This window comes from Pantoea sp. ICBG 1758 (assembly GCF_002928325.1).
Lineage (GTDB): Bacteria > Pseudomonadota > Gammaproteobacteria > Enterobacterales > Enterobacteriaceae > Pantoea > Pantoea eucrina.
Genome location: NZ_POWL01000001.1, coordinates 1,036,744 through 1,060,021, shown reverse-complemented (window position 1 = coordinate 1,060,021; position 23,278 = coordinate 1,036,744). Strand labels below are relative to the sequence as shown.

General features: G+C 59.0%; 22 protein-coding genes and 1 pseudogene. 10 read left to right on the top strand and 13 right to left on the bottom strand.

Going from position 1 to position 23,278, the window contains the following annotated elements:
* The first annotated feature begins 55 nt into the window (after positions 1–55).
* On the top strand, positions 56–1,642 hold the full coding sequence (locus tag C1Y41_RS05195; protein ID WP_199181685.1) for an ABC transporter substrate-binding protein: 1,587 nt from the start codon (positions 56–58) through the stop codon (positions 1,640–1,642).
* On the opposite strand, the gene C1Y41_RS05190 is transcribed toward C1Y41_RS05195, so the two are convergent.
* Positions 1,632–2,546, bottom strand: coding sequence for a LysR family transcriptional regulator (locus tag C1Y41_RS05190; RefSeq protein ID WP_071668836.1), 915 nt, complete (start codon positions 2,544–2,546; stop codon positions 1,632–1,634). The genes C1Y41_RS05195 and C1Y41_RS05190 overlap by 11 nt on opposite strands.
* Positions 2,547–2,690: 144 nt before the next feature.
* Between C1Y41_RS05190 and C1Y41_RS05185 the strand changes: the two genes are divergently transcribed.
* Together C1Y41_RS05185 and C1Y41_RS05180 are read left to right on the top strand one after the other, a co-directional pair.
* Positions 2,691–4,112 (top strand): M20 family metallopeptidase, encoded by a 1,422-nt coding sequence (locus C1Y41_RS05185; protein WP_104084988.1) that lies wholly within the window; start codon positions 2,691–2,693, stop codon positions 4,110–4,112.
* Positions 4,109–5,383, top strand: a complete 1,275-nt coding sequence (locus tag C1Y41_RS05180) for an MFS transporter (protein WP_104084987.1) — start codon at positions 4,109–4,111, stop codon at positions 5,381–5,383. The genes C1Y41_RS05185 and C1Y41_RS05180 overlap by 4 nt, the downstream gene beginning before the upstream one ends.
* Positions 5,384–5,422: 39 nt before the next feature.
* On the opposite strand, the gene C1Y41_RS19855 is transcribed toward C1Y41_RS05180, so the two are convergent.
* The 5 genes from C1Y41_RS19855 to C1Y41_RS05160 form a co-directional block, all read right to left on the bottom strand.
* Positions 5,423–5,521: a YoaK family small membrane protein gene (locus C1Y41_RS19855; protein ID WP_139239671.1), complete on the bottom strand. Its 99-nt coding sequence runs from the start codon at positions 5,519–5,521 to the stop codon at positions 5,423–5,425.
* A gap of 11 nt (positions 5,522–5,532) precedes the next feature.
* Positions 5,533–5,856 (bottom strand): hypothetical protein, encoded by a 324-nt coding sequence (locus C1Y41_RS05175; protein WP_039384405.1) that lies wholly within the window; start codon positions 5,854–5,856, stop codon positions 5,533–5,535.
* 117 nt (positions 5,857–5,973) lie between these two features.
* On the bottom strand, positions 5,974–7,158 hold the full coding sequence (locus tag C1Y41_RS05170) for a sugar transporter (RefSeq protein WP_094110957.1): 1,185 nt from the start codon (positions 7,156–7,158) through the stop codon (positions 5,974–5,976).
* A 243-nt stretch (positions 7,159–7,401) separates the two neighbouring features.
* Entirely contained in the window at positions 7,402–7,653 is a 252-nt protein-coding gene (locus tag C1Y41_RS05165; RefSeq protein WP_071668833.1) for a hypothetical protein, read from the bottom strand.
* A gap of 147 nt (positions 7,654–7,800) precedes the next feature.
* Positions 7,801–9,006 carry an MFS transporter gene (locus C1Y41_RS05160; protein WP_223811754.1) on the bottom strand — a complete coding sequence of 402 codons (1,206 nt, stop codon included), beginning with the start codon at positions 9,004–9,006 and terminating at the stop codon, positions 7,801–7,803.
* A gap of 128 nt (positions 9,007–9,134) precedes the next feature.
* On the opposite strand from C1Y41_RS05160, the gene C1Y41_RS05155 reads away from it, so the two are divergent.
* The 3 genes from C1Y41_RS05155 (at position 9,135) to bioD (ending at position 12,215) form a co-directional block, all read left to right on the top strand.
* Positions 9,135–10,031: a LysR family transcriptional regulator gene (locus tag C1Y41_RS05155; RefSeq protein WP_104084986.1), complete on the top strand. Its 897-nt coding sequence runs from the start codon at positions 9,135–9,137 to the stop codon at positions 10,029–10,031.
* A 135-nt stretch (positions 10,032–10,166) separates the two neighbouring features.
* Positions 10,167–11,384, top strand: a complete 1,218-nt coding sequence (locus C1Y41_RS05150; protein WP_104084985.1) for an ROK family transcriptional regulator — start codon at positions 10,167–10,169, stop codon at positions 11,382–11,384.
* 108 nt (positions 11,385–11,492) lie between these two features.
* Positions 11,493–12,215, top strand: coding sequence for a dethiobiotin synthase (gene bioD / locus C1Y41_RS05145; protein ID WP_104084984.1), 723 nt, complete (start codon positions 11,493–11,495; stop codon positions 12,213–12,215).
* A gap of 37 nt (positions 12,216–12,252) precedes the next feature.
* On the opposite strand, the pseudogene osmV reads toward bioD, so the two are convergent.
* From osmV to C1Y41_RS05125, 4 genes and pseudogenes are all read right to left on the bottom strand, one after another.
* Positions 12,253–13,389 (bottom strand): annotated as a pseudogene (gene osmV / locus C1Y41_RS05140) (osmoprotectant ABC transporter ATP-binding protein OsmV).
* On the bottom strand, positions 13,389–14,036 hold the full coding sequence (gene osmW, locus C1Y41_RS05135; RefSeq protein ID WP_039384394.1) for an osmoprotectant ABC transporter permease OsmW: 648 nt from the start codon (positions 14,034–14,036) through the stop codon (positions 13,389–13,391). The pseudogene osmV and the gene osmW overlap by 1 nt, the downstream one beginning before the upstream one ends.
* Positions 14,037–14,045: 9 nt before the next feature.
* Positions 14,046–14,972, bottom strand: a complete 927-nt coding sequence (locus C1Y41_RS05130) for a glycine betaine ABC transporter substrate-binding protein (protein ID WP_104084983.1) — start codon at positions 14,970–14,972, stop codon at positions 14,046–14,048.
* An 18-nt stretch (positions 14,973–14,990) separates the two neighbouring features.
* A complete protein-coding gene (locus tag C1Y41_RS05125; protein ID WP_104084982.1) occupies positions 14,991–15,707 on the bottom strand; it encodes an ABC transporter permease in 717 nt (238 codons plus the stop codon).
* 358 nt (positions 15,708–16,065) lie between these two features.
* Between C1Y41_RS05125 and C1Y41_RS05120 the strand changes: the two genes are divergently transcribed.
* Entirely contained in the window at positions 16,066–17,526 is a 1,461-nt protein-coding gene (locus tag C1Y41_RS05120) for an MDR family MFS transporter (RefSeq protein WP_104084981.1), read from the top strand.
* Positions 17,527–17,567: 41 nt separating this feature from the next.
* Here C1Y41_RS05120 and C1Y41_RS05115 read toward each other — a convergent pair whose 3' ends face one another.
* Positions 17,568–17,864 carry a DUF1161 domain-containing protein gene (locus C1Y41_RS05115; RefSeq protein WP_039384385.1) on the bottom strand — a complete coding sequence of 99 codons (297 nt, stop codon included), beginning with the start codon at positions 17,862–17,864 and terminating at the stop codon, positions 17,568–17,570.
* A gap of 51 nt (positions 17,865–17,915) precedes the next feature.
* A complete protein-coding gene (locus tag C1Y41_RS05110; protein WP_039384383.1) occupies positions 17,916–18,251 on the bottom strand; it encodes a DUF1283 family protein in 336 nt (111 codons plus the stop codon).
* Positions 18,252–18,378: 127 nt separating this feature from the next.
* On the opposite strand from C1Y41_RS05110, the gene C1Y41_RS05105 reads away from it, so the two are divergent.
* Positions 18,379–18,708, top strand: coding sequence for a YnfA family protein (locus C1Y41_RS05105; protein ID WP_104084980.1), 330 nt, complete (start codon positions 18,379–18,381; stop codon positions 18,706–18,708).
* Positions 18,709–18,749: 41 nt separating this feature from the next.
* Here C1Y41_RS05105 and ydfG read toward each other — a convergent pair whose 3' ends face one another.
* Entirely contained in the window at positions 18,750–19,499 is a 750-nt protein-coding gene (gene ydfG, locus C1Y41_RS05100; RefSeq protein WP_039384381.1) for a bifunctional NADP-dependent 3-hydroxy acid dehydrogenase/3-hydroxypropionate dehydrogenase YdfG, read from the bottom strand.
* Positions 19,500–19,813: 314 nt separating this feature from the next.
* On the opposite strand from ydfG, the gene guaD reads away from it, so the two are divergent.
* Positions 19,814–21,172 (top strand): guanine deaminase, encoded by a 1,359-nt coding sequence (gene guaD, locus C1Y41_RS05095; RefSeq protein WP_104084979.1) that lies wholly within the window; start codon positions 19,814–19,816, stop codon positions 21,170–21,172.
* Between the two features lie 50 nt (positions 21,173–21,222).
* A complete protein-coding gene (gene dcp / locus C1Y41_RS05090; protein WP_104084978.1) occupies positions 21,223–23,274 on the top strand; it encodes a peptidyl-dipeptidase Dcp in 2,052 nt (683 codons plus the stop codon).
* Positions 23,275–23,278: the final 4 nt, after the last annotated feature.

The window sequence follows — 23,278 nt, the reverse complement described above, 5'->3', positions numbered from 1 at the left end:
AATAGCGATGCAGACCAACATAAGTCAATAAAAAGCGAGAAACAGTATGAAAATGATGATGAGCAAACTGACGCTAAGCCTGCTGGGCGTGGCTGTGGCGGGCAGCGTATCCGCGAAGACGCTGGTTTACTGTTCTGAAGGCTCCCCGGAAAACTTTAACCCGCAGCTTTATACCTCCGGCACCAGCGTGGATGCCAGCGCCGTACCGCTGTTTGACCGGTTGGTGGACTTCCGTCCCGGCACGACCGATTTACAGCCTGCGCTGGCAGAACGCTGGGAGATCAGCCCCGATGGCAGGGTTTACACCTTCCATCTGCGCAAAGGCGTAAAATTCCACAGCAATAAACTCTTCACGCCGGGACGCGACTTCAATGCGGACGACGTGATTTTTTCTTTTATGCGGCAGATGGATGCAAAAAATCCCTATCACACCGTATCCGGCGGCAACTACGCGAACTTTGAGAGCCTGGAGCTGGCAAAACTCATCACCGCCATTGACCGCGTAGATGATCACACCGTGCGTATCACGCTGGCGCACCCGGAAGCGCCTTTTCTCGCCGATCTGGCGTGGTATTTCGCCTCCATTCATTCCGCCGAGTATGCGGACAAAATGCTGAAGGCGGGCACGCCGGAAAAGGTTGATATGCAGCCGATTGGCACCGGCCCGTTTGAGCTGGTGCAGTATCAGAAAGATTCACGCATTCTGTATAAGGCGTTCCCGGCTTACTGGCAGGGCAAAGCAAAACTGGATCGGCTGATATTTTCAATCACGCCGGACGCCTCGGTGCGACTGGCGAAGCTGGAGAAAAATGAGTGCCAGGTTATGCCGTTCCCGAATCCGGCCGATCTCGATAAGATGCGCAACAATCCCGATCTGACGCTGGAGCAGAAGTCGGGCCTGAACACCGGTTTTCTCTCGTTTAACACCACCAAAGCGCCGCTGGATAATGTGAAGGTGCGCCAGGCGCTCGCAATGGCCATCAATAAACAGGCGATTATCGACGCAATCTTCAAAGGCACCGGCACGGTAGCGAAAAACATTCTGCCGCCGGGCGTCTGGAGCGCGGATCAGCAGCTGAAAGATTACGCCTACGATCCGCAACAGGCCAAAGCGCTGCTGCAGGAGGCGGGCATCAAACCCGGTACCGAAATCGCACTCTGGGCGATGCCGGTGCAGCGCCCCTATAATCCCAACGCGCGCCGGATGGCTGAGATGATTCAGGCGGACTGGGCGCAGGTGGGCATCAAAGCCAGCATCGTCAGCTATGAGTGGGGCGAATACCTTAAGCGGGTCAAGAGCGGCGAGCATCAGGCGGCGCTGATGGGCTGGACCACCGCCACCGGCGATCCGGATAACTTCTTTGGTCCGCTCTACAGCTGCACATCAGCGAATGGCGGCTCCAACTCGTCAAAGTGGTGCTATCAGCCGTTTGAGAAAATCATTACCGCCGCGCGCGCCGAGCAGGATCATGATCGGCGCGTTGCGCTCTATCAGGAAGCGCAGCAGATGATGCATGACCAGATGCCGGCGGTCATGATCGCACACTCCACTATTTTTGAACCGGTGCGCAAGTCGGTCAGCGGCTATCAGGTTGATCCGTTTGGCAAGCACAACTTCTATCCGGTCGATATTAAGCAGTAAGCGCTGGATCTTCTGCGCTCAGCTGCTGCTGCAGGAACGCGAGGAACAGCGTCAGGGCGGCGCTGCGGGGCCGCCCTGACTGCGCCTGCAGCTGGAGTGTACGCTGACTGAGCTGTTCGATATTAATGCTCCGCAGGGCGAGCTGATGCCGTCCGGTCTGGCCGCGTACGGTAAAGGCGCTGCAGATTGTCACCGCCTGCGGCGTCTGCAGCAGAAAGTTAAACAGCGCCGAGAAGTTGTCGCAGGTTAACACCGGCTCAATCAGCTGGCCGCTCATGTGGCTCGCCAGTTCAAACAGCTGGCGTACGGTCGTATTTTGCTGCGGCAGCGCCAGCGGATAGTGGCTGAGCTGCGCCAGCGTAATAGCGGACGCTGCGGCCAGCGGGTGCTGCTGCTGCATCAGGAGCAACACCGGCGCAGGCCAGGAGCCGATAACCTCCACTCCCTGTTCAGCACGCAGGCTGAACTGCAGCGCAATATCGCACGCGCCCTGACGCAGCTGCTCTGCCACACCCTGTGCGTCTGCCACCTGTACCTCAAACAGCGTGGCCGGGTGGTCAGCGCGAAACGCGGCGATCAGAGCCGGTAGCAGGCTGAACGCCAGACCATCGGTACAGGCCACGCGGATCAGCGTGCGCCGCATCGCACGTAATCCGTTGATTTCCGCCAGGGCATACTCCATATCGAGCTGCGTTTTTCGCACGTGATGCGCAAAGATTTCCCCCGCCTCCGTCAGCACCATCCCGCGCGCGTGGCGCTGAAACAGCGGCGTGCCAACCTGCGTCTCCAGCCGCTGTATCTGACGACTGATAGCGGAAACGGCCACGTAGAGCTGCGCGCTGGCCGCGCTGAGCGATCCTTCCCGGGCAACCACCAGAAAATAGCGAAGTTCAGTGCTTAACATCGACGTGCCTCATGATGTGCATGCCTCAGAAACGGGCAGGGAAGCTTTGCTGTAAAAGCAAAGCATACTCGATAAATTGATAATTGTGGCAAAGCAGTGATTTCGTAACTATGTCAGCACAATAACGCAAACAGAGATGCAAACATGACACGAGATCGGGCGATATCAGCCGCGCTGCGCTACTTCGACAGCGGTGAGTTTCAGCAGCTGCTGGCGAGACGCGTGGCGCTGCGCACGGAGAGTCAGCGACCAGATCGTGCGCCGCAGCTGGCGCATTACCTGCGCGAGGAGATCGGCCCGCAGCTGAGCGCGCTCGGTTTTGAGCTGCACTTTATCGCCAACCCGCTGGCGGATAAGCCGCCGTTCCTGGTTGCCATCCGTATGGAAGCGGCGACGCTGCCCACGCTGCTGAGCTATGGTCACGGCGATGTGGTCTTTGGTGACGATGAAAACTGGCGCGCCGATCTGGATCCCTGGCAGCTGACGGCAGAGGGCGATCGCTGGTATGCGCGCGGCAGCGCGGATAATAAAGGCCAGCACTGCATAAATCTGGCGGCGCTGGAGCAGGTCTGGCACGCGCGGGGCGGCCGGCTCGGCTTTAACTGCAAACTGCTGTTTGAAATGGGTGAGGAGATTAGCTCGCCGGGCCTGGCGGAACTCTGCCGGGAACATGCTGCGCTGCTGAAGGCCGATCTCTTTATCGCGTCAGACGGACCGCGCGTCAGCGCACCCCGTCCGACCCTGTTTCTCGGCTCACGCGGCGCGGTAAATTTTCGTCTCACCATCAACGCGCGCGACAACGCCTGTCACTCCGGCAACTGGGGCGGCCTGTTGAGTAACCCCGGTACCCGGCTGGCCCATGCGATCGCAGCACTGATAAGCGCCCGCGGTGAGCTGCAGGTCGCCGCGCTGAAACCTGACTCTCTGACGCCCGCGGTGCGTGCGATCCTGAGCAGCATCCGCGTGGGCGGCATGCCGGGCGATCCTGCGCTTGCCTGCAACTGGGGGGAGCCGGGGCTGACGCCTGCCGAACGCCTTTATGGCTGGAACACGCTGGAAGTGCTGACCTTTATCACCGGCAATCCGGCACGCCCGATGAATGCTATCCCCGCCAGCGCCACGGCGGTATGCCAGCTGCGCTTCGTGGTGGGAACCGACTGGCAGCGGCTGGGCGAGCACGTTACGGCTCACCTTGCCGCCGCAGGCTTTACTGACGTTGAGGTTGAGGTGCTGCACGGATCGCCGGCAACGCGTTTTGATCCGACCGATCCGCTGGTGGAGTGGGTCATGCATACCATGACGGCGCTGTGTGAGCAGCCTCCGGCGCTGCTGCCGAATCTGGGCGGATCGCTGCCGAACGATGTGTTTGCGGACATTCTGGGATTACCGACGCTCTGGGTGCCGCACTCCTATCCGGCCTGCGGGCAGCATGGCGTCAATGAGCATCTGCTGACGCCGGTGGCGCGCGAAGGACTGCAGATCATGACCGCGCTGCTGTGGGATCTGGGCGAGCGGGGTGACGCGCTTATTGCACAGCATCGTGCCAGAGCAGGAGGTGCGCAATGAGCAGCCTGAACCCGGCCGCCACGCTCGCGGGGAGTAAACCTGCGCTGCATAAAACGCTGTTTGCCACCTGCATCGGCAACGCCCTGGAGTGGTTTGATATTGCGGTATATGGATTTTTTGCCAGCTATATTGCCCACGCCTTTTTCCCGGTCAGCGATCCGGCGGTCTCGCTGCTGCTGACCTTTGGCAGTTTTGGCGTCTCATTTCTGATCCGCCCGCTGGGGGCAATCGTGCTGGGTAACTACGCCGATCGCCACGGACGCAAGCGGGCGCTGCTGCTCTCAATCAATCTGATGATGCTGGGCGGGGCGATCATCACTTTTATGCCGGGCTATGCGCACATCGGGCTGCTGGCGCCGCTGCTGATTCTGGTAGCGCGGCTGATTCAGGGATTTTCAGCTGGCGGCGAGTTTGGCAGCTCGACGGCCTTTCTGGTGGAGCACTATCCCGAGCGCAAAGCCTTTATTGCCAGCTGGCAGTTCGCGACCCAGGGAGCCAGTACGCTGATGGCCTCTGCGTTTGGGCTGGGGCTGACGCAGCTGCTGAGCGAAAGTGAAATGCAGGCGTGGGGCTGGCGCATTCCGTTTGCCTTTGGGCTGCTGATTGGTCCGCTGGGTCTCTATATCCGCCGCCATGTGCATGAGCCCGCAAGCTTTGCCGACCGCCCGCCGGAGCCCGCGCCGCTGAAGCGTCTGTTCGGGCGCCAGAAGCAACTGATGCTGCTGGCGATTGGCCTGATGGTGATCTCGACGGCGGTTAACTACATGCTGAACTATGTGCCGACCTGGGCGACCAAAAATCTCCACCTTTCAGGCAGCGCGGCCTTTACCGCTACGCTGCTGGGCGGGGTGATCCTGACGCTGGTGACGCCGCTGATGGGCCTGTGGGCGGAGCGCGTTGGCCGCGCACCGCTGATGTGGGGATCGCTGATACTGTTAATGGTTACCATCTGGCCGGCGTTCCGGCTGTTAGCGAACCATACCACGCCGGTGACGCTGATTTTGCTGGTCTGCTGGATGGCGCTGCTGAAGTCGGTCTACTTCTCCGTGGTGCCTTCAGTGATGGCCGATCTCTTTCCGATGGGCACGCGCGCCAGCGGCATGGCGATCAGCTATAACGTCGCCGTTACCCTCTTTGGCGGCTTTGCGCCCCTGATTTGCACGCTGCTGATTAGCTGGACGGGAAGTAGCCTGGCACCGGGCTATTATCTGATGGCGATGTCGCTGCTGAGCGGCGCGGCGTTGCTCTTTAGCCAGAAGCATATCCGTTAAGGCGCAGACGTCGGCTGCTGCCGCCGCAGCGGTGCCGCTTTACGATCCCGGCACCGCTGCACCGCTGGCGATAAACCAGGCCAGAAACGTTACGCCGGCAACAATAATGGCAATGGGAAACAGCAAACCAATCTTCATAGCAATCCTTATTAAGCGAGCCGGAGCAGCGCGCGATGCGTTTTCATCATGCTGAACAGTTCAAACTGCGTGGCATCCGCGATCTGCCGCAGGCGATCGCCTTTATGGTAGTCAATGTGCTGAATCTGCCCGAGCTGACGCCAGACCACAATAGCGGAGGCGAGCAGCGCACAGTTCTCTTCGCTCTGCAGGCACTCAACCGTGGCGTAGCGGGTTTCATCCAGGGTATTGATAAAAACGCTCAGCGCAGCGGCTGGCACAATCGCCCGGATATCCTCAAGCATGACGTGGCTGACGGCGCGCGACAGAATCAGCGTTACTCGTTTACTGTTCATAACGGTCCCTGTGGAGAGAGTCAGTGGGATTATAAAGGGCAAAACGGACAGGATGCGAGGCGTAATACAAAAAGCGGGCTCCGGCAGCGTGCGTCCCTGCAGCTGCCGGTCGGTCAGTCAGCCATTAGAGCGTAACTGCGGATAGCGGCGGAAAATCGCCACGCACCAGAACAGCGAGAAAAGCCCTATCAGCGCCCCGACGTTACCCACGTCTGAGAGCTGCAGATGCTGGCTGACCTGGCTGCCGAGCAGTGCGCCGGCTCCGATACCGATATTATAAATACCGGAGAAGAGCGACATCGCCACATCGGTGGCATCCGGGGCCAGTGACAGCACGCGAACCTGCATCGCCAGTCCGATCATCATCATCGCCATGCCCCAGATAATACAGAGGGTAATAATGGCGGTCGGGCGCACCGCTGCAAAAATCAGCAGTCCCATACAGAGCGTGATCAGCGCAATAGCAGCGATTAACATCGCAGACGGGAAGCGGTTACCCAGCGTACTGAACAGAATACTGCCGAGAATGCCCGCAGAGCCGAACAGCAGCAGCAGCAGGGTGGTAAAATTGGCATCCGCGTTCGCTACCACCTGCATAAAGGGCTCAATATAGCTATAAGCGGTGTAGTGCGCCGTGACCACCAGCGTCACCAGCAGATACATCGTCACCAGCGCCGGACGGCGGAACAGCATCGGCACGCTGCTGAGTGAGCCGGTATGCTCGCTGGGCAGCCGCGGTAACACACGCACCAGCAGGATCATCAGCACCAGCGCCGAGAGGCCAATCATGCCAAACGTGGTGCGCCAGCCGAGATACTGCCCGATTACGCGCCCGATAGGCACCCCCAGAACCATTGCCAGTGCGGTTCCGGTGGCAAGCATACTCAGCGCCTGCGTTTTCTTACCCGCCGGTGCCACGCGAATAGCCAGCGAGGCAGTAATCGACCAGAACACGGCGTGTGACAGCGCAATCCCGACACGGGACACCACCAGAGAGCGGAAGTCCCAGGCAAACGCTGAGAGCACGTGGCTGCCGGTAAAGAGAATAAACAGCACCGCCAGCAGCAGACGCCGCTCAACGTTGCGCGTCAGCAGCATCAGCGGCAGCGACAGCAGCGCCACCACCCAGGCATAAATGGTGAGCATGATCCCCACATCTGCCGTTTTCATCGTAAAGCTTGCTGCAATATCAGAAAGCAGGCCGACCGGCACAAATTCAGTGGTATTAAAGACAAACGCCGCAATGGCCAGCAGGACAACGCGTAGCCAGGCTGTTTTACGGGAAACGGTAGATGTTTGCATGAAGTTCAAATTAGTCAGACAGCAGGTTAACGGGAGCAGAGACGCCTCAAAGGTGATTTGCGTCACAAATTATCTCTATTGTGGCTGATGAACCGGCAGATGGAAACCTGCTAAGGCTTTTTTATTCCTCTGTTTATTACCGGCATCAGCCGCTGACGGGGAAAAGCGCGGAATTCAGGGCTGACAGAGTGGCGACGTAACCCTTATTTATAACAGTGTGACTTCAGACCAGAATTATCAGAGTCACACCATATGTTTCAGGGCCACGCTATTACAGGGGGTCAGGTTTTTTTTTACACCCACCGGGCAGCAGTGCTCACAGCCCATGGCGCCCGGATAGAATTTACGCGCCTGCTGGATCGCCGCGTTCGGCGCATAAAAAGTGCCAAGAAAGCGCCGCGCAGGGTCGGCAGGGAGGAACGGGCAGCCTTTTGCGTGCACCACATGATTATTGTTATACCCGGCATGTTTATCAACATAGTAAAAAAGCGCCATTAACCACCTCATTGCTGTAAAAAAAAACGTCTGACTATTATTGGAATAGAAAAGATTATAACGATGAATTGCAGTTTTGTTTCAGGTGGACCTGGAGAAAGGTGGCAGAAGCGGAGCCGGGGCGCTCCGCCTGGCCATAAGCGCGGGTCAGAGGCGGCGGCGCAGCAGCAGAAAACCGGTGAGCAGTGCCAGCAGCAGCAGCAGCGTAATAAATAACGTGACGCCCGGCCAGCCGTAACTATGCCAGAACAGGCCGCCCGCCGTACCGGCCAGGCTGGATCCGGCATAGTAGCTGAACAGATAGAGTGAAGAGGCCTGGCCTCGGGCGCGCCGGGCGCGGGTTCCCACCCAACCGCTGGCAACGGCGTGAGCGGCAAAAAAACCGGCGGTAAAGAGCAGCATGCCGGGAACGATCAGCCACAGGGTGGGCGCCAGCGTCAGCAGCAGTCCGGCCAGCATAATAGCGATAGCGCTCAGCATCACCGGCGCGCGCCCAAAGCGGCCGGTCAGGGCTCCTGCTTTTGGCGAACTCCATGAGCCGGTGAGATAGACCAGCGACAGTAATCCTACTACCGCCTGGCTGAGAGTCCACGGCGCACTCATCAGCCGGTAACCAATATAGTTAAACAGGGTGACAAACGCGCCCATCAGCAGAAAGGCTTCGGCAAACAGCAGCGGCAGCCCGCCGTCGCGCCAGTGCAGGCGGAAGTTGATCAGCAGATGGCGCGGGCGGAGCGAGGCGGGGCGGAAGTGACGCGATGCGGGCAGGATTTTCCAGAACATCAGCGCCGCCGCCAGCGAGCAGCAGCCGGTGACGCCAATGGCGATTCGCCAGGAAAAGAGATCGGTGATCACCCCGGTGAGCAGACGGCCGCTCATGCCGCCAATGGAGTTACCGCTGATATAGAGTCCCATCGAAAAAGCCACCACCCGGGGATGCATCTCTTCGCTCAGATAGGTCATGCCAACGGCGGCCACGCCGCTGAGCGACAGGCCGATCAGCGCACGCATCAGCAGAATGGCGTGCCAGCTCTGCATCATCGCCGACAGCAGCGTACACAGCGCCCCCAGCATCAGCGCCGTTACCATCACCGGCTTACGGCCAATAGCGTCTGAAAGCGGACCGGTAAACAGCAGCCCCAGCGCCATCAATCCGGTAGAGAGCGAGAGCGAGATGCTGCTTTGCGCCGGCGTAATGCCAAACTGCTGCGACAGCACCGGCAGAATAGGCTGGACGCAGTAGAGCAGAGCAAAAGTGGCAAGGCCGGCAGAAAACAGCGCCAGCGTCACCGGCAGGAACTGCGGTGAGTCGCGCCCGATGCGGGACGGGGTGGCGTCAGCAGTGACGTCGATAGGGTTACGCCATATCAGCGAGGTAAGGCGGCTCACAGGATATCCTTATTGAGAGAGAGTGATTTACTGTAGAAAGGCGTTAATGAGATGTACAATATATTAATCCTCTCAACTGATATGTTAAAAATATGGCTATCGAGCTGCGTCACCTGCGCTATTTCATTGCTGTCGCTGAGGAGCTGCATTTTGGCCGCGCGGCGCGGCGCCTCAATATTTCTCAGCCGCCGCTCAGCCAGCAGATCCAGCAGCTGGAGCAGAGCATTCAGGCCCGACTGCTGGTGCGCACCAATCGCAGCGTACAGCTGACGCCGGCCGGTGCCGCTTTTCTGCAGGATGCGCGCACTATTCTGCTGCAGGTAAACCAGAGCGCTGACCGGGCGGCACGCATTCATCAGGGGCAGCAGGGCGAACTGCGCATCGGTTTCACCTCATCAGCCCCGTTTACCGGACTGGTTTCCGATGCGCTGTTTCGTTTTCGCCAGCGCTGGCCGGAAGTGCATATTCATATGCAGGAGCACAACACCCGCCAGCAGCTGACGCCGCTGCTTGATGGCCAGCTCGATCTTGGTGTGATGCGCAATACGCCGCTGCCGGCAGATCTGCATTACCAGCTGCTGCTGCGGGAGCCGTTATATGCGGTGATGCACCGCGATCATCCGCTGGCGCAGCACCGCAGCCTCTCCGTTCGCGCCCTGACCGGGGAGCCGTTTATCTTCTTTGACGCGCAGAGCGGTACGGCGCTCTACGGTGACATTCTGGCCCTGCTGCATCGCTATCACGTCAGCCCGGTTATCACGCAGGAGGCGGGTGAGGCGATGACGATTCTGGGACTGGTAGCGACCGGGCTGGGGATCTCGGTATTGCCCGCTGCGTTTGCCCGGGCGCGGCTCGCCGATCTGATCTGGATCCCGCTGGAGGAGAGCGATGCGCGCTCGGAAGTGTGGCTGGTCTGGTCAGCGCTGCGGGAACCCACCGCCCAGATGCGCAACATGCAGGCGCTGATGCTGGAAAACGCTGAAATCTGACGCAATCAGGGCAGACGGAGCCGAACAATCTGTGCGACCAGTCACATTTCCAGCCAAATAGTTAACGCTCTCCGGCAAAGTGCCTCACCATAGCGAATGTTTATTTAGAAGCGCGAAAATATCCGGGAGCAGGGTGTGAATCGGGAGAGTCAGCCTGGTCATATTGACCACATCAAACAGACTAACGCAGGCGTAGTCTACCGTCTGATTGACCAGCATGGGCCGATATCACGTATTGAACTCTCCAGGCGGGCGCAGCTGGCACCCGCCAGCATTACTAAAATTGTACGCGAAATGCTGGATGCGCATCTGGTGCAGGAAACGGAGTTTCAGGAGCCGGGCAGCCGCGGTCGTCCGGCGATTGGTCTCGTGCTTGATACCCTGGCGTGGCACTATCTGGCGATACGTATTCAGCCCGGCGCAATCACGCTGACGCTGCGCGATTTAAGCAGCCGCGCACTGGAAGAGGATCGCCTGCCGCTGCCCGTGACGTCTGACGTGCCGCTGCTGCAGACGCTGCAGACGCTGGTGGATGCGTTCTTTATCCGGCATCAGCAGCGGCTGGAGCGTCTGACAGCTATCGCTATCACCACCCCGGGTCTTATCAACGCCGCCTCCGGCGTGGTGCATCGCATGCCGGGCTATGATGTAGAGGATATGCCGCTGGGCGAAACGCTGGCGCAGCGTTCCGGCCTGCCGGTGTTTGTGCAGCATGACATCTCAGCGTGGACGCTGGCAGAGGCGCAGTCTGGCGCATCGCGCGGCGCGCAGGATGTTATTCAGATTGTTATTGATGAGACCGTAGGCGCAGGGGTCATCAGTGGCGGTCAGCTGCTGCATAAAAGCGGCCGTGCGCTGGTGGAGATAGGGCATACCCAGATCGATCCCTGGGGCCAGCAGTGCTATTGCGGTAATCACGGCTGCCTGGAGACCGTGGCCAGCACTTCCAGTCTGCTGCAGCTGGCGCAGCAGCGGCTGGCGCTACAGCCTGACAGCCCGCTGCATCAGCAGCCGCTGACGCTGGAAAACCTCTGCCGCGCTGCGCAGCAGGGTGACCGGCTGGCGCACGATGCGATTGCCGGCGTGGGGCATCACGTCGGGCGTATGCTGGCGATGATGGTGAATATTTTCAACCCGCAAAAAATTCTTATCGGTTCGCCACTCAATCAGGCGGCAGACGTACTTTTCCCCGCCATAAACAGCACTGTCCGGCAGCAGGCGCTGCCCGCTTACAGCCGCGATCTGGAGCTGGTGCCTGCGTTAATGAGCGATCCCGGTACGCTGGGGGCGGCAGCGCTGATCAAAGATGCCCTCTATAACGGTCATCTGCTGATTAAACTGCTGCAGGGATAACTACAGCCCACCTTAAGTTTGCGCTAACGCAAGCATCCGGCGGCGTCAATTACCTACACTGCCTTCTTCGCAGGCTATCCATGCTGCTTACTGGAAGGAGTGGAACAGGTGAAAACGCTATTTGTCACAGGTACCGATACCGGAGCAGGAAAAACAGTGGTTGCATGCGCGCTGCTGCAATTGCTGGCACAGGCAAACATCTGCGCCGCAGGTTTTAAACCTGTGGCAAAAGAGGCGCGCGCCACGCCGGAAGGATTACGCAACCGCGATGCAGAACTGCTGCAGCAGGCGTCAGGGCTGACGCTCAGCTATCCGGCGGTTAATCCGGTTATTCTGACCGATGATGCGTCCGGACCGGGGGCACGGCAGCATATCGATTACGCGCTGCTGGATCGTCATCTGGCCGATCTGCAGACGCAGGCGGGATATGTGATCGTGGAGGGCACAGGCGGCTGGCGCAGCCTGATAAACGATCGGCAGCCGCTCGCCGGCTGGGTACAGCAGCAGCAGCTGCCGGTCGTGCTGGTCGTGGGGATAAAAACGGGGTGTATTAATCATGCGCTGCTGACAGCGGAGGCGATTGCGCACGATGGCCTGACGCTGGCAGGCTGGGTCGCAAACCGCATCAATCCGGGTTTGGCTCACTATGCGGAGATTGTCAGCGTGCTGCGCGACCGGCTTGCCGCGCCGCTGCTGGGAGAGCTGCCTTATCTGCCGCGCGCTGAGCAGCGCGATCTCACGCGCTATATCGATCCGGAGGCGTTAACCGGGCCGGCGTTTTCCTTTACCAGGGCACAACCCGCAGCCGTCAGCGTGTCAGAACACGATTAACGAGCCACGCGTGCGCCGCTTCCGGCGCACGCAGCGTTCAGGGGTTCAGACGGCGGCGGGTCCGGCCAGAACTGAGATAATCCGCTATGTAATCCTGCGAAATTTCGCCGCTGTAGCGACCATCTTCATCGACAATCGGCATCCAGACGGTATTGTGCTCATACAGCTTTGACAGCACCACGCGCAGGTTCTCTTCAGCTTTACCGGTGACGCGAAAGTGGTGCAGCAGCTCTCCGCACTGGCCGGCAGCGCCGCGCGCTTCGCGCCGCTTCACAAATCCGAGCGGCCTGCCATCCTCATCGACAACCGTAACGGAACGCATATCGTTGTCATCCATGGTGGCAAAGGCCTCTGTAAGCGGCGTACTGCGGCGTACGGTAATGGTGGGCTGCTGGTCAGTGACGTCGCCCGCCTGTACCAGCAGCAGGCGCTTAAGGGTGCGATCCTGACCAACGAAGGATCCGACAAAGTCATTAGCAGGTTTTGCCAGCAGCTCATCCGGGCTGGCGCACTGCACAATTTTTCCCTGACCAAACACCGCAATGCGATCGCCGAGCTTCAGCGCTTCATCAATATCGTGGCTGACCAGCATGACCGTTTTTTTCAGCTGTCGCTGCATCTCCAGAAACTCGTTCTGGATTACTTCGCGGTTTATCGGATCGACGGCGCCAAACGGCTCATCCATCAGCAATACCGGTGGATCGGCGGCCAGGGCGCGGATAACGCCAATACGCTGCTGCTGACCACCGGACATTTCACGCGGATAGCGATGCAAAAATTTAGTCGGGTCCAGCGCCACCATGCTCATCAGCTCCGTAGCCCGTTCGCGGCAGCGCTTTTTATCCCAGCCCAGCATACGCGGCACCACCGTAATATTCTCCTCAATCGTCATGTTCGGAAACAGGCCAATCTGCTGGATCACATAGCCGATGTTGCGGCGCAGCGTTACCGTATCCTAGCCGCTGGTATCCTCTCCGTTGATATAAATCCGGCCGCCACTGGCCGGTATCAGCCGGTTAATCATCTTCAGCGTGGTGGTTTTGCCGCAGCCGGAAGGGCCGAGCAGCACGCACATTTCGCCTGCCGGTACATCCAGGCTGACGTTATCAACCGCATTGAAGGCCGCGCCGCTCTTCTGGGTAAAGGTTTTCGTCAGGTTTTCCAGTTTAATCATTAGCGAATCCCCCTCGGGGTCAGTGCCAGCTGCAGCCGGTGCAGCAGCCAGTCAAGAAAGATAGCCAGCAGACATATCATCAGCGCGCCGGCAATAAGCATGCGTACATCGCTACCGCCGATGCCATCCAGCAGCTGCAGTCCGAGACCGCCTGCACCGATAACGGCGGCGATCGCCATAACGCCGACGTTCATCACCACCGCCGTGCGGATGCCGCCGAAAATCACCGGCAGCGCCATCGGGATCTCTACCCAGCGCAGCCGCTGCCAGAACGTCATACCGATGCCGCGTCCCGCTTCGCGCAGTCCGGAGGGCAGGTTTTCCAGCGCCGTATGGGTGTTCCGCACAATAGGCAGCAGCGAATAGAGAAACACTGCCGTGATGGCGGGCAGGGCGCCGATGCCCTGGCCGATCTGCGAAAACAACGGGATCATCAGCCCGAACAGCGCAATAGTCGGAATGGTCAGTACAATAGTGGCGACGCCCAGCACCGGTGTCGCCAGCCACTTAAAGCGGACAATTAAAATGCCCAGCGGTACGCCAGCCAGGATGGCAAAACCAACCGCCACCAGCACCAGCCAGGTGTGCTGCCAGGTCAGGCCGAGCAGCATCTGCCAGTTATCAGTGATGTAATAGAGGGTATCCATGGTGTCTCCTTACAGCATGTTACGGGTCTGGAGGAAATCGCGTGCAACCTGAGCGGGTGACTGATGATCGATATCCACCCGCTTGTTCATTTCTGAAATAGCGTCATCAGTAATCAATGCTGACAGCTGATTCAGCGCTTTCTCCAGGCCAGGATGTGCAGCGAGCACCTCTTTACGTACCACTGGCGTGACGTTGTAACTGGGGAAGAAGTGCTTATCATCTTTCAATACCAGCAGGTCAAAGCCTTTGACACGGCCATCGGTGGTATAGATCAGGCCGGCGTCCACAAACCCGTCACGGACCGCGTTATAGACCAGGCCGGGATACATCTGACGGATTTGCGGGCGATCGAGCGGCAGTTGATAAACTTTTTGCAGCGGCTTCAGGCCATCGGAGCGACCAGCAAACTCCAGGTCGAGTCCCAGCCGCCAGTTATGCTCCGGATCGCTGGCGCGCACCTGCTCCATTTTGCTGACCAGCTGCGACAGGGTGGTGATACCCTCCTGCTCTGCGCGACGTCGCTGCATGGCGAAAGCGTAAGTGTTGTTCATCGGTGCCGGTTCAAGCCAGACCAGGCCCAGTTTCGCATCCAGCTTTTTTACTGTTTCCCACGCCTGTTCAGGAGACATGGGCTTACTGATGTGGTTAAAAATAATGAGCGAGGTGCCGGTATATTCCCATGTCATATCGATCTGTTTGTTGATCATGGCATTACGGCTGATGGTGGTCGCAATATTGGTCTTAGGGACGATCGTAAACCCGTTTTTCTGCAGCCACAAAACGGACAGGGCAGACAAAATATGCTGTTCAGTAAAGCTTTTGGTTGAGAGCGTAATGGGCGCAGCCGCCAGCGCTGACTGATTAAGCAGTAGCGCAGCGCTCAGGGCCAGCACAGCGCCGCGCAGCCGGTTGAAAAACAGCCTGGTGGGGGTCATCAAAACGTGCTCCATGAGTTAAGTTGCAGCGTGTGGCGAAAGAATGCGGCCCAGCGCGGCCAGCAGCATGTCCAGGATCAGGGCAATCAGCGCGGTAGCGGCCGCACCCAGAATCAGCGTCGGGAAATCGTTCAGATAGATCCCGGGGAAAATCAGCTCGCCATAGCTGCTGGCGCCTATCAAAAAGGCCAGCGGCGCGGTGCCGACGTTAATTGCGGTGGCGATGCGCACGCCGGCTAATATCACCGGCAGCGCGTCCGGCAGCTCAACCTGGCGCAGCCGCTGCAGGCGGGTCATGCCAATGCCTTTAGCCGCCTCGGTCAGCGCAGGTGGAACCGCGCACAGGCCGGCATAGGTATTGCGCACAATGGGCAGCAGCGAGGCAAGAAACAGCGCAATCAGCGCCGGTCGCTCACCGATGCCCACCACGACCATAGCCAGCGCCAGCACGGCCAGAGGCGGGAGGGTATTGCCGACGTTGAAGATCTGCATAACATATTCAGCCTGACGTCGCGCAAAAGGACGGCTCAGCAGAATCCCGGCAGGGATCCCCACCAGCAGGGCGCAGAACATGGACCAGAAAACCAGCCAGAGATGCTGCTGGCCAAGATAGATCAGATCGGTCTGGCGGGCGCGCAGCGTATCCGGACCAATGCCCCAGATCAGAAGCGCAACGAGTAGCGTAAGAGTGAGAAGAGCCAATCCGGTGCGCCGGATCAGCGATGCGTGAGGCATAACCGTTTTCTCCCTGAATAAACAGAACTATCAGCTATGATTGCTCTGCTGAGCGGCAGGATAAGAGGCCGCGTTCGATAGCAAAATTTTATGGTTAAGGTGCGGGTTGCCTGCGTTAATTCGGCATAAATTCACAGATAATTAACCTGACGGCTAAAAGTCTATAGCAATCTCTGATCGGCAACGCCAGCATTTAACGCAAAAAACAGCTGACAGTGAGGGGTCAAAACCGCCTGCAGCCCGCACCGGGTACGGGATGGTATGACAATAAAAAAAATTCATCGAAAAAGGTTACCCTGTCACATAAGCACGGGCTGTGTGGCGGGATAAGAGAGAGTAAAACGGGATAAGGAGCGTTATGTCAGAGCACGCTGAAGTTTTGCGCAGCCATCGTCCATGGATTTTGTTTGCCTGTATGCTGGCTATGTTTATGGCCGCGATTGAGGTGACGATTGTGGCGACGGCGATGCCTACGATCATTGCCGATCTGGGCGGCTTCGCGCAGTTTGGCTGGGTATTTTCTATTTATCTCCTGACGCAGGCGGTGAGCGTGCCGCTTTATGGCCGTTTAGCCGATATATGGGGACGTAAGCGGCTCTTTTTTGTCGGGGTATCGCTGTTTTTGTTTGGCTCAGTGCTGTGCGGCTTTGCTCATACCATGACATGGCTCATTCTGTTCCGCGCCTTTCAGGGGCTGGGAGCGGGTGCCATTATGCCGCTGACCACTACCATTGTGGCGGATATCTACTCCCCGCGTGAACGCGCCACCGTTCAGGGCTGGCTCTCCAGCGTCTGGGGCGTGGCGGCAATTATCGGACCGCTTAGCGGTGCGTGGCTGGTGCAGCACTTTAGCTGGGCGGTGATCTTTTGGGTCAACGTGCCGATAGGGCTGATCTCTATGCTGCTGCTGGCGCGTTTCCTGCCCGCCCGCCCGGTCTCCGCCGCAGGTGCGCTGAATATTACCGGCAGCTGCTGGCTGATGATCAGCGTCACTGCGCTGCTGGTGGCGCTGCTGCAGGCGGAAGCGCTCGGCTACTGGCTGCTGCCGTTTCTGCTGCTGGCAGGCGTGGCAGGCTGGCGTCTCAAACGGCACGAACAGCAGACGGCGGCACCGCTTTTCCCGCTTGCGCTGTGGCGCAGCCGTCTGATTGTGGCAGGCAACGCCGGTAATCTGATTATCGGCGCCACCATGATGGGCATCAGCGCGTTTCTGCCCACCTGGATCCAGGGGATCACCGGCGGTACGCCGCTGCAGGCGGGCAGCGCGCTGGCGATGATGTCAATTGGCTGGCCGATTGCCAGTACGCTCAGCGGTCGCCTGATGCTCGTGACCTCTTATCGCTTCACCGCTCAGCTTGGCGCACTGTTACTGATCGCTGGCAGCGCGCTGCTGCTGCTGCTCCACGCGGAAAGCTCCGTGCTGCAGGCGGGCTTTACGGCCTTTGTTATCGGCACCGGCATGGGCATGACCAGCACCACGTTTCTGGTTTCCGTGCAGAACCATGCGCAGTATGAGATCCGCGGTATCTGTACCGCCTCTATTATGTTCAGCCGGATGCTGGGTTCAGCGCTGGGAACCGCACTGATGGGGGCGGTTTTAAACATCAATCTGGCGCAGCGGCTGCCGCAGGCGGAGGATCCGATGCAAAAAATCATGTCGCCGGAAAGCCGGGAGGCGCTGCCGGTTGCAGAACTGCAGCTCTGGACGACCCAGATTGCCGCATCGCTGCACTGGGTATTTATCGTGGCCTTGCTGATCGCGCTGCTGACGGTGTGGATCGCCTGGCTGATGCCGCGTCAGCGACCGGAGATGGAATAGAAGAGAAGAAGCGGGGCAGCGGCGGCTGCCCCGGTTGCAGGTTACTGCGCTGACATATCCTGAGAGCTGCCGGCGCTGTCGGGTGCGCTACCCTCTGCATCCCGCATATTCTTTTTATAAACAATTTTTTGCGTATCATTTTCACAGTGGCCGACCACCTGACCGCCCGCCTGGTCGGCCTGATCGTTTGGCACGATATCCAGCGTAAAATCTGACTCCGCCACGCCATTACTGACAATTTTTTTACTGATATCGGCGCGAACGCTGTCGCAGGAGGCCTGAGCCATCAGCGGCAGCGTCATCACACCCAGCAGCAGTACCAGAGAACCCTTTTTCATCGCAAACTCCTTGTTGACTGTCTCTCTGAACACTATAGCAGCAGCGCCGCGTTACGGCGCGACCGGACGACCGGTGCGGCGATCGAGGCAGCGCAGGGTATTCTCTTCCCAGTAAGCGTTGACGTTATAGCTCTTGTCGCAGGCGTCGCGGGTATCAAACGCGCGGTCCGCTTTGTCGAACTCTTTCTCTGTCCGGGTATTAATCTTGCTGCGCAGATTACGCGTATCGTTCCACTGCTCTTTACTCTGGCGGGCGGCTTCATTGCTGGCCGCGCTATTGCCATCTTCCACGATCAGGCGATCGGTACGGGCAGCGGCAAAGGGAGCGCTCAGCAGCACGCTGGCCGTCAGCAGCGCCGTAAACAGAACGGAAGCATAGTTTTTCATGATGTTGTCCTTTAGTCAGACCCGGTCAGCCGTGCGAGGCTGTTGCCGTAACAGCGGCTAGTATATCATCCTGCTTTTGCTGCTCACCAGCGGTGTGCAGCGCGTTGAGGGAACAGAGAGCAGAGTTATGCTGATCAAGACCGCACTATTATTTTTCATTACGGCTGTCGCAGAGATTGCGGGCTGTTTCTTGCCCTGGCTCTGGCTGCGTAAAGGGATAAGCGCCTGGCTGCTGTTGCCGGCTGCGACGAGTCTGGCGCTATTTGTCTGGCTGCTCACGCTGCATCCGGCGGCGAGCGGGCGGGTTTACGCGGCGTATGGTGGTGTCTATGTGTTTACAGCGCTGATCTGGCTGCGCGTGGTGGATGGGGTACGGCTGAGCGCATGGGACTGGGCGGGCGCGCTGATAGCGCTGTGCGGAATGCTGATTATTGTCACCGGCTGGGGAAAAGCGTAACAGCGTCACCCGGTACTATCAGGTGACGTTGTCACACACGGTTATGCGTCTTTATGCACTTTCAGCCCGGCGGTGGTCTGGCTGACCGGCATAATCTCCAGCGTGTTGATATTGACGTGCGCTGGCAGCGTGGTTACCCAGTAAACGGCCTCGGTGACATCCTCTGCCGTCAGCGCCGTTGTACCTTCATACACCGCGCCGGCGCGATCGTCATCGCCTTTAAAGCGCACGTTGGAAAATTCCGTTCCGCCTACCAGACCCGGCTCGATATCGGTCACGCGCAGCGCGGTGCCGTGGAGATCGGTACGCAGATTCAGGCTGAACTGGCGCACAAACGCTTTGGTTGCGCCATAGACGTTGCCGCCCGCATAGGGCCAGCTGCCGGCAATGGAACCGATATTGACGATATGCCCGACGTTGCGCTCTACCATGGCAGGCAGCAGCGCCCGGGTCATGAAAACCAGGCCTTTGGTATTGGTGTCGATCATATTCTCCCAGTCATCGACGCTGGCTTTATGGGCTGGCTCAGTGCCCAGCGCCAGGCCGGCGTTGTTGACCAGTACATCAATGTTGCGCCACTCTGCCGGCAGCGCAGCGATGACCTCCTCGATAACGGCACGATTACGCACATCGAGCTGAACGGTATAGAGGTTTTCACCCAGCTCATCCTTCAGCGCCTGCAGCCGTTCGGCGCGCCGCCCGCTGGCGATCACTTTATGGCCTGTGGCAATGAAGCGACGGGTAATACTTTCACCAAACCCCGCAGTAGCACCGGTAACAAAAATAATCATCTCACTGTTCCTTAACTGTTTTCAGGTAGTCCGCGTTTAACCATATCACCATCATTCTTCGCCTGCTGAAAAAAAGCGGTCGGCAAACTCTCTGTCGCCGGAATGCGTTAACAGGGTGCAGGCGTGCACCGCGCTGATGCATCATGGTGCAGCGTGAGCGGTCGCCAGCAGATCTTAACGCCGGTGCAGATGCACGTAATCGTTTGCGCATCCGGTTGCCTCTCTTTTAGCCTAACCTTATGATTTAGCAGGTAAATAACCCTTAACTGGCACGGCTTTTGCACACTCATTTTATCTTACTGAGAGGATGAGTTATGAATGCTGACAACGAGACGCTGCTGCGCGCCAGTTTTTTTGATTTTACCCGCACGGTAGATCAGCCAGAGGCGCTGAGTGACGCCGCACGCTATCTCGCTGATGGTCTGCTCACGCTGCGTGCAGGAAAAATTGTCAGCCTGGAAAGCTGGAGCAGCGCGGCGCTACGGGTGGATAGCCGGCGGGTCACGGACCTGCGCGGCAAGCTGATTGTGCCGGGGTTTATCGATACCCACATTCACTATCCGCAGACGGAAATGATGGGCGCGTTTGGCGAACAGCTGCTGACCTGGCTGAATAACTATACCTTTCCGGTTGAGCAGCAGTATCACTGTGCAACCCATGCGGCAAAGATGTCCGATTTTTTCCTGCAGCAGCTGCTGGCTAACGGTACCACTACCGCACTGGTGTTTGGCACGGTGCATCCGCAGTCGGTTGACGCGCTCTTCAGCGCGGCGGAGCGGCTCAGCATGCGGCTCATTGCCGGTAAAGTGATGATGGACCGCAACGCGCCGGACTACCTGACTGAAACCCCCGAAACGAGCTATCAGCAGACGCGGGCGCTGATTGAGCGCTGGCACCGGCGCGGCCGTCTTGGCTATGCGCTGACCCCACGCTTTGCGCCGACCTCTTCGCCACAGCTGCTGGAACGGGTAGGTCAGCTGCGGAGAGAGTTTCCCGATACCTGGCTGCATACGCACCTGAGTGAAAATCCGCAGGAGGTGGCGTGGGTCAGAGAGCTTTTTCCCGAGCGCAACGGCTATCTCGATGTCTATCACCACTATCAGCTCACCGGCGCACGCAGCGTATTTGCCCACTGCCTGCATCTGCAGGACCATGAGTGGCAGTGCCTGCACGACACCGGTTCAGCCATCGCATTTTGCCCTACTTCAAATCTGTTTCTTGGCAGCGGGCTGTTTGATCTCAAACGCTGCTGGCAGGAGAACGTGCGCATGGGGATCGGCACCGACGTTGGCGCTGGTACCACCTTCAACCTGCTGCAGACGCTGGGCGAGGCGTATAAAGTCGGGCAGCTGCAGCACTATAAGCTGACCGCCTGCGAAGCGCTTTATCGCGCCACGCTGGGCGGGGCGCAGGCGCTGGATCTCGACGATAAAATTGGCAGCTTTACGCCCGGCAAAGAGGCGGATTTTGTGGTGCTGGATCCGGCCGTATCGCCGCTGCAGCAGCTGCGTCATGGCAACAGTAAAGATATCTTCGAGCAGCTATTTGTTCTGATGACGCTGGGTGACGATCGCAACATTGCGCAGACCTGGGTAAATGGCCAGCCGGTGTGGCAAAAAGAGAGGGCGGGCAGCACGCCGGGTTGTTGCCCGCACACCGGCGTGCCAGGATAAAGGCTCTCTGCCGCAGGCTATTGCGGCGTTGCTGATTATCAGGAGCGATAATGAACCGATCCGCCAATCCCTTTTTTAGCGCCAGCACGCTGCCGTATCAGGCGCCGCCGTTCGATCAGATACGCGAAGACGATTTTCTGCCGGCGCTGGAAGCGGGCATCGAAGAGAAGCGCCGCGAAGTCGCCGCGATTATCGCAAACCCTGCGCCACCGGACTTTGCTAATACGTTTGAAGCGCTGGAGCGCAGCGGCCTCTTACTGAGCCGGGTGTGGCAGGTCTTTTCAGCCATGACGGCAGCGAATACGTCGCCACGCCTGCAGGAGGTGGAAGAGATCATTACGCCCGCCCTGGCGGCGCTGCACGATGAGATCTACCTCAATAGCGCGCTCTTCGCCCGGCTGGAGGCAGTCTGGCAGCAGCGCAGTACCGCCTGCCCGGACGCAGAGGCGGTGCGGCTGACGGAGGTTACCCGGCAGGCGTTTCAGCTGGCCGGAGCCAGCCTGAGTGATGATGAAAAACAGCGGCTGCGCGACATCAATCAGGAGCTGGCAGGCCTCAGCACCCGCTTTGGTAACCGGCTGCTGGCGGCGACGCAGTCAGCCGCTTACACCGTCAGCAGCCCGGAGGCGCTGACGGGACTCGACGATGCAGCGCTGGAGCAGGCGCGTGCCGCTGCGGCCGCACGTGGTCTGGATAATCAGTGGCTGATCCCGCTGCAAAACACCACGCAGCAGCCAGCGCTGAGCCGGCTAACCATCCGCGCCACGCGGGAAGCGCTGTTTGAGCAGGCGCTGAAGCGCTGTGAGCGTAACGATGTTAACGATACGCGGCCGCTGGTTTCGCGTATGGCGCAGCTGCGGGCGGAGCAGGCCGCGCTGCTGGGCTATAGCAGCTATGCGGCGTGGAACCTGCAGGATCAGATGGCGAAAACCCCGGATGCCGCGCTGGACTTTATGCGCAATATTGTGCCGGCAGCCTGCGAGCGCGCCGGGCGCGAGGCCGCAGAGATAGAACAGCTGATGGCTGAGCAGCAGCAGAGATTTGACCTGCGCGCCTGGGACTGGAATTTTTACGCAGAGCAGGTGCGCCAGGCGAAATATGACTTTGATGAAGACGCTATTCGCCCCTGGTTCGCGCTGGATAGCGTGCTGGAGCGCGGCGCGTTCTGGGCCGCCACGCAGCTTTACGGTATTCGGTTCAGCCGGCGCCACGATCTGCCGGTCTATCATCCGGATGTGTGCGTCTATGAGATTTTCGACGCCGATGAGACGCCGCTGGCGCTGTTTTATACCGACTTTTTCGCTCGTGATAATAAAAGCGGCGGGGCATGGATGGGCAACTTTGTTGACCAGTCTGCGCTGCTGGATCAGAAACCGGTGATCTACAACGTCTGCAACTATACCAAACCGCAGCCTGGCCAGCCGGCGCTGCTGAGCTGGGATGATGTTATCACGCTGTTCCACGAATTTGGTCATGCGCTGCACGGCCTGTTTGCCAGCCAGCGCTACGCCAGCCTCTCCGGTACGGCCACGCCGCGCGATTTTGTGGAGTTTCCGTCGCAGATTAACGAACACTGGGCCAGTCATGAGGCGGTGTTCGCCAGCTATGCGCGCCACTGGGAAACCGGGGAGCCGATGCCCGCTGCGCTGCGCGAAAAAATGGTACAGGCCGCTACCTTTAATAAAGGTTATGACATGACCGAACTGCTGGCCGCGGCGCTGCTGGATCTGCAGTGGCACTCCCTCTCCGCGCACGATAAGCCACAGGATGTGGAACATTTTGAACGGCAGGCGCTGCAGGCAGAAAACATTGCGCTGTCAGCAGTGCCGCCGCGCTATCGCTCCAGCTATTTTCGTCACATCTGGGGAGGAGGATATGCGGCAGGCTATTACGCCTATATCTGGACGCAGATGCTGGCTGACGATGGTTATCAGGCGTTCACTGAACAGGGTGGCCTGACGCGGGAAAACGGGCAGCGCTTCCGGGATCTGGTCTTGTCACGCGGAAACAGCAGCGATCTGCAGCACGTCTGGCTGAGCTGGCGCGGTAAAGCGCCAGCGCCAGAGCCGATGCTGCGCCATCGCGGATTAAGCGCAGAGTAGGGCA

Bases quoted from the DNA above. Each gene is read 5' to 3' on its own strand.
- C1Y41_RS05195 (WP_199181685.1), top strand. From the start codon at position 56: ATGATGAGCAAACTGACGCTAAGCCTGCTGGGCGTGGCTGTGGCGGGC.
- C1Y41_RS05190 (WP_071668836.1), bottom strand. From the start codon at position 2,546: ATGTTAAGCACTGAACTTCGCTATTTTCTGGTGGTTGCCCGGGAAGGA.
- C1Y41_RS05185 (WP_104084988.1), top strand. From the start codon at position 2,691: ATGACACGAGATCGGGCGATATCAGCCGCGCTGCGCTACTTCGACAGC.
- C1Y41_RS05180 (WP_104084987.1), top strand. From the start codon at position 4,109: ATGAGCAGCCTGAACCCGGCCGCCACGCTCGCGGGGAGTAAACCTGCG.
- C1Y41_RS19855 (WP_139239671.1), bottom strand. From the start codon at position 5,521: ATGAAGATTGGTTTGCTGTTTCCCATTGCCATTATTGTTGCCGGCGTA.
- C1Y41_RS05175 (WP_039384405.1), bottom strand. From the start codon at position 5,856: ATGAACAGTAAACGAGTAACGCTGATTCTGTCGCGCGCCGTCAGCCAC.
- C1Y41_RS05170 (WP_094110957.1), bottom strand. From the start codon at position 7,158: ATGCAAACATCTACCGTTTCCCGTAAAACAGCCTGGCTACGCGTTGTC.
- C1Y41_RS05165 (WP_071668833.1), bottom strand. From the start codon at position 7,653: ATGGCGCTTTTTTACTATGTTGATAAACATGCCGGGTATAACAATAAT.
- C1Y41_RS05155 (WP_104084986.1), top strand. From the start codon at position 9,135: ATGGCTATCGAGCTGCGTCACCTGCGCTATTTCATTGCTGTCGCTGAG.
- osmW (WP_039384394.1), bottom strand. From the start codon at position 14,036: ATGGATACCCTCTATTACATCACTGATAACTGGCAGATGCTGCTCGGC.
- C1Y41_RS05130 (WP_104084983.1), bottom strand. From the start codon at position 14,972: ATGACCCCCACCAGGCTGTTTTTCAACCGGCTGCGCGGCGCTGTGCTG.
- C1Y41_RS05125 (WP_104084982.1), bottom strand. From the start codon at position 15,707: ATGCCTCACGCATCGCTGATCCGGCGCACCGGATTGGCTCTTCTCACT.
- C1Y41_RS05120 (WP_104084981.1), top strand. From the start codon at position 16,066: ATGTCAGAGCACGCTGAAGTTTTGCGCAGCCATCGTCCATGGATTTTG.
- C1Y41_RS05115 (WP_039384385.1), bottom strand. From the start codon at position 17,864: ATGAAAAAGGGTTCTCTGGTACTGCTGCTGGGTGTGATGACGCTGCCG.
- C1Y41_RS05110 (WP_039384383.1), bottom strand. From the start codon at position 18,251: ATGAAAAACTATGCTTCCGTTCTGTTTACGGCGCTGCTGACGGCCAGC.
- C1Y41_RS05105 (WP_104084980.1), top strand. From the start codon at position 18,379: ATGCTGATCAAGACCGCACTATTATTTTTCATTACGGCTGTCGCAGAG.
- ydfG (WP_039384381.1), bottom strand. From the start codon at position 19,499: ATGATTATTTTTGTTACCGGTGCTACTGCGGGGTTTGGTGAAAGTATT.
- guaD (WP_104084979.1), top strand. From the start codon at position 19,814: ATGAATGCTGACAACGAGACGCTGCTGCGCGCCAGTTTTTTTGATTTT.
- dcp (WP_104084978.1), top strand. From the start codon at position 21,223: ATGAACCGATCCGCCAATCCCTTTTTTAGCGCCAGCACGCTGCCGTAT.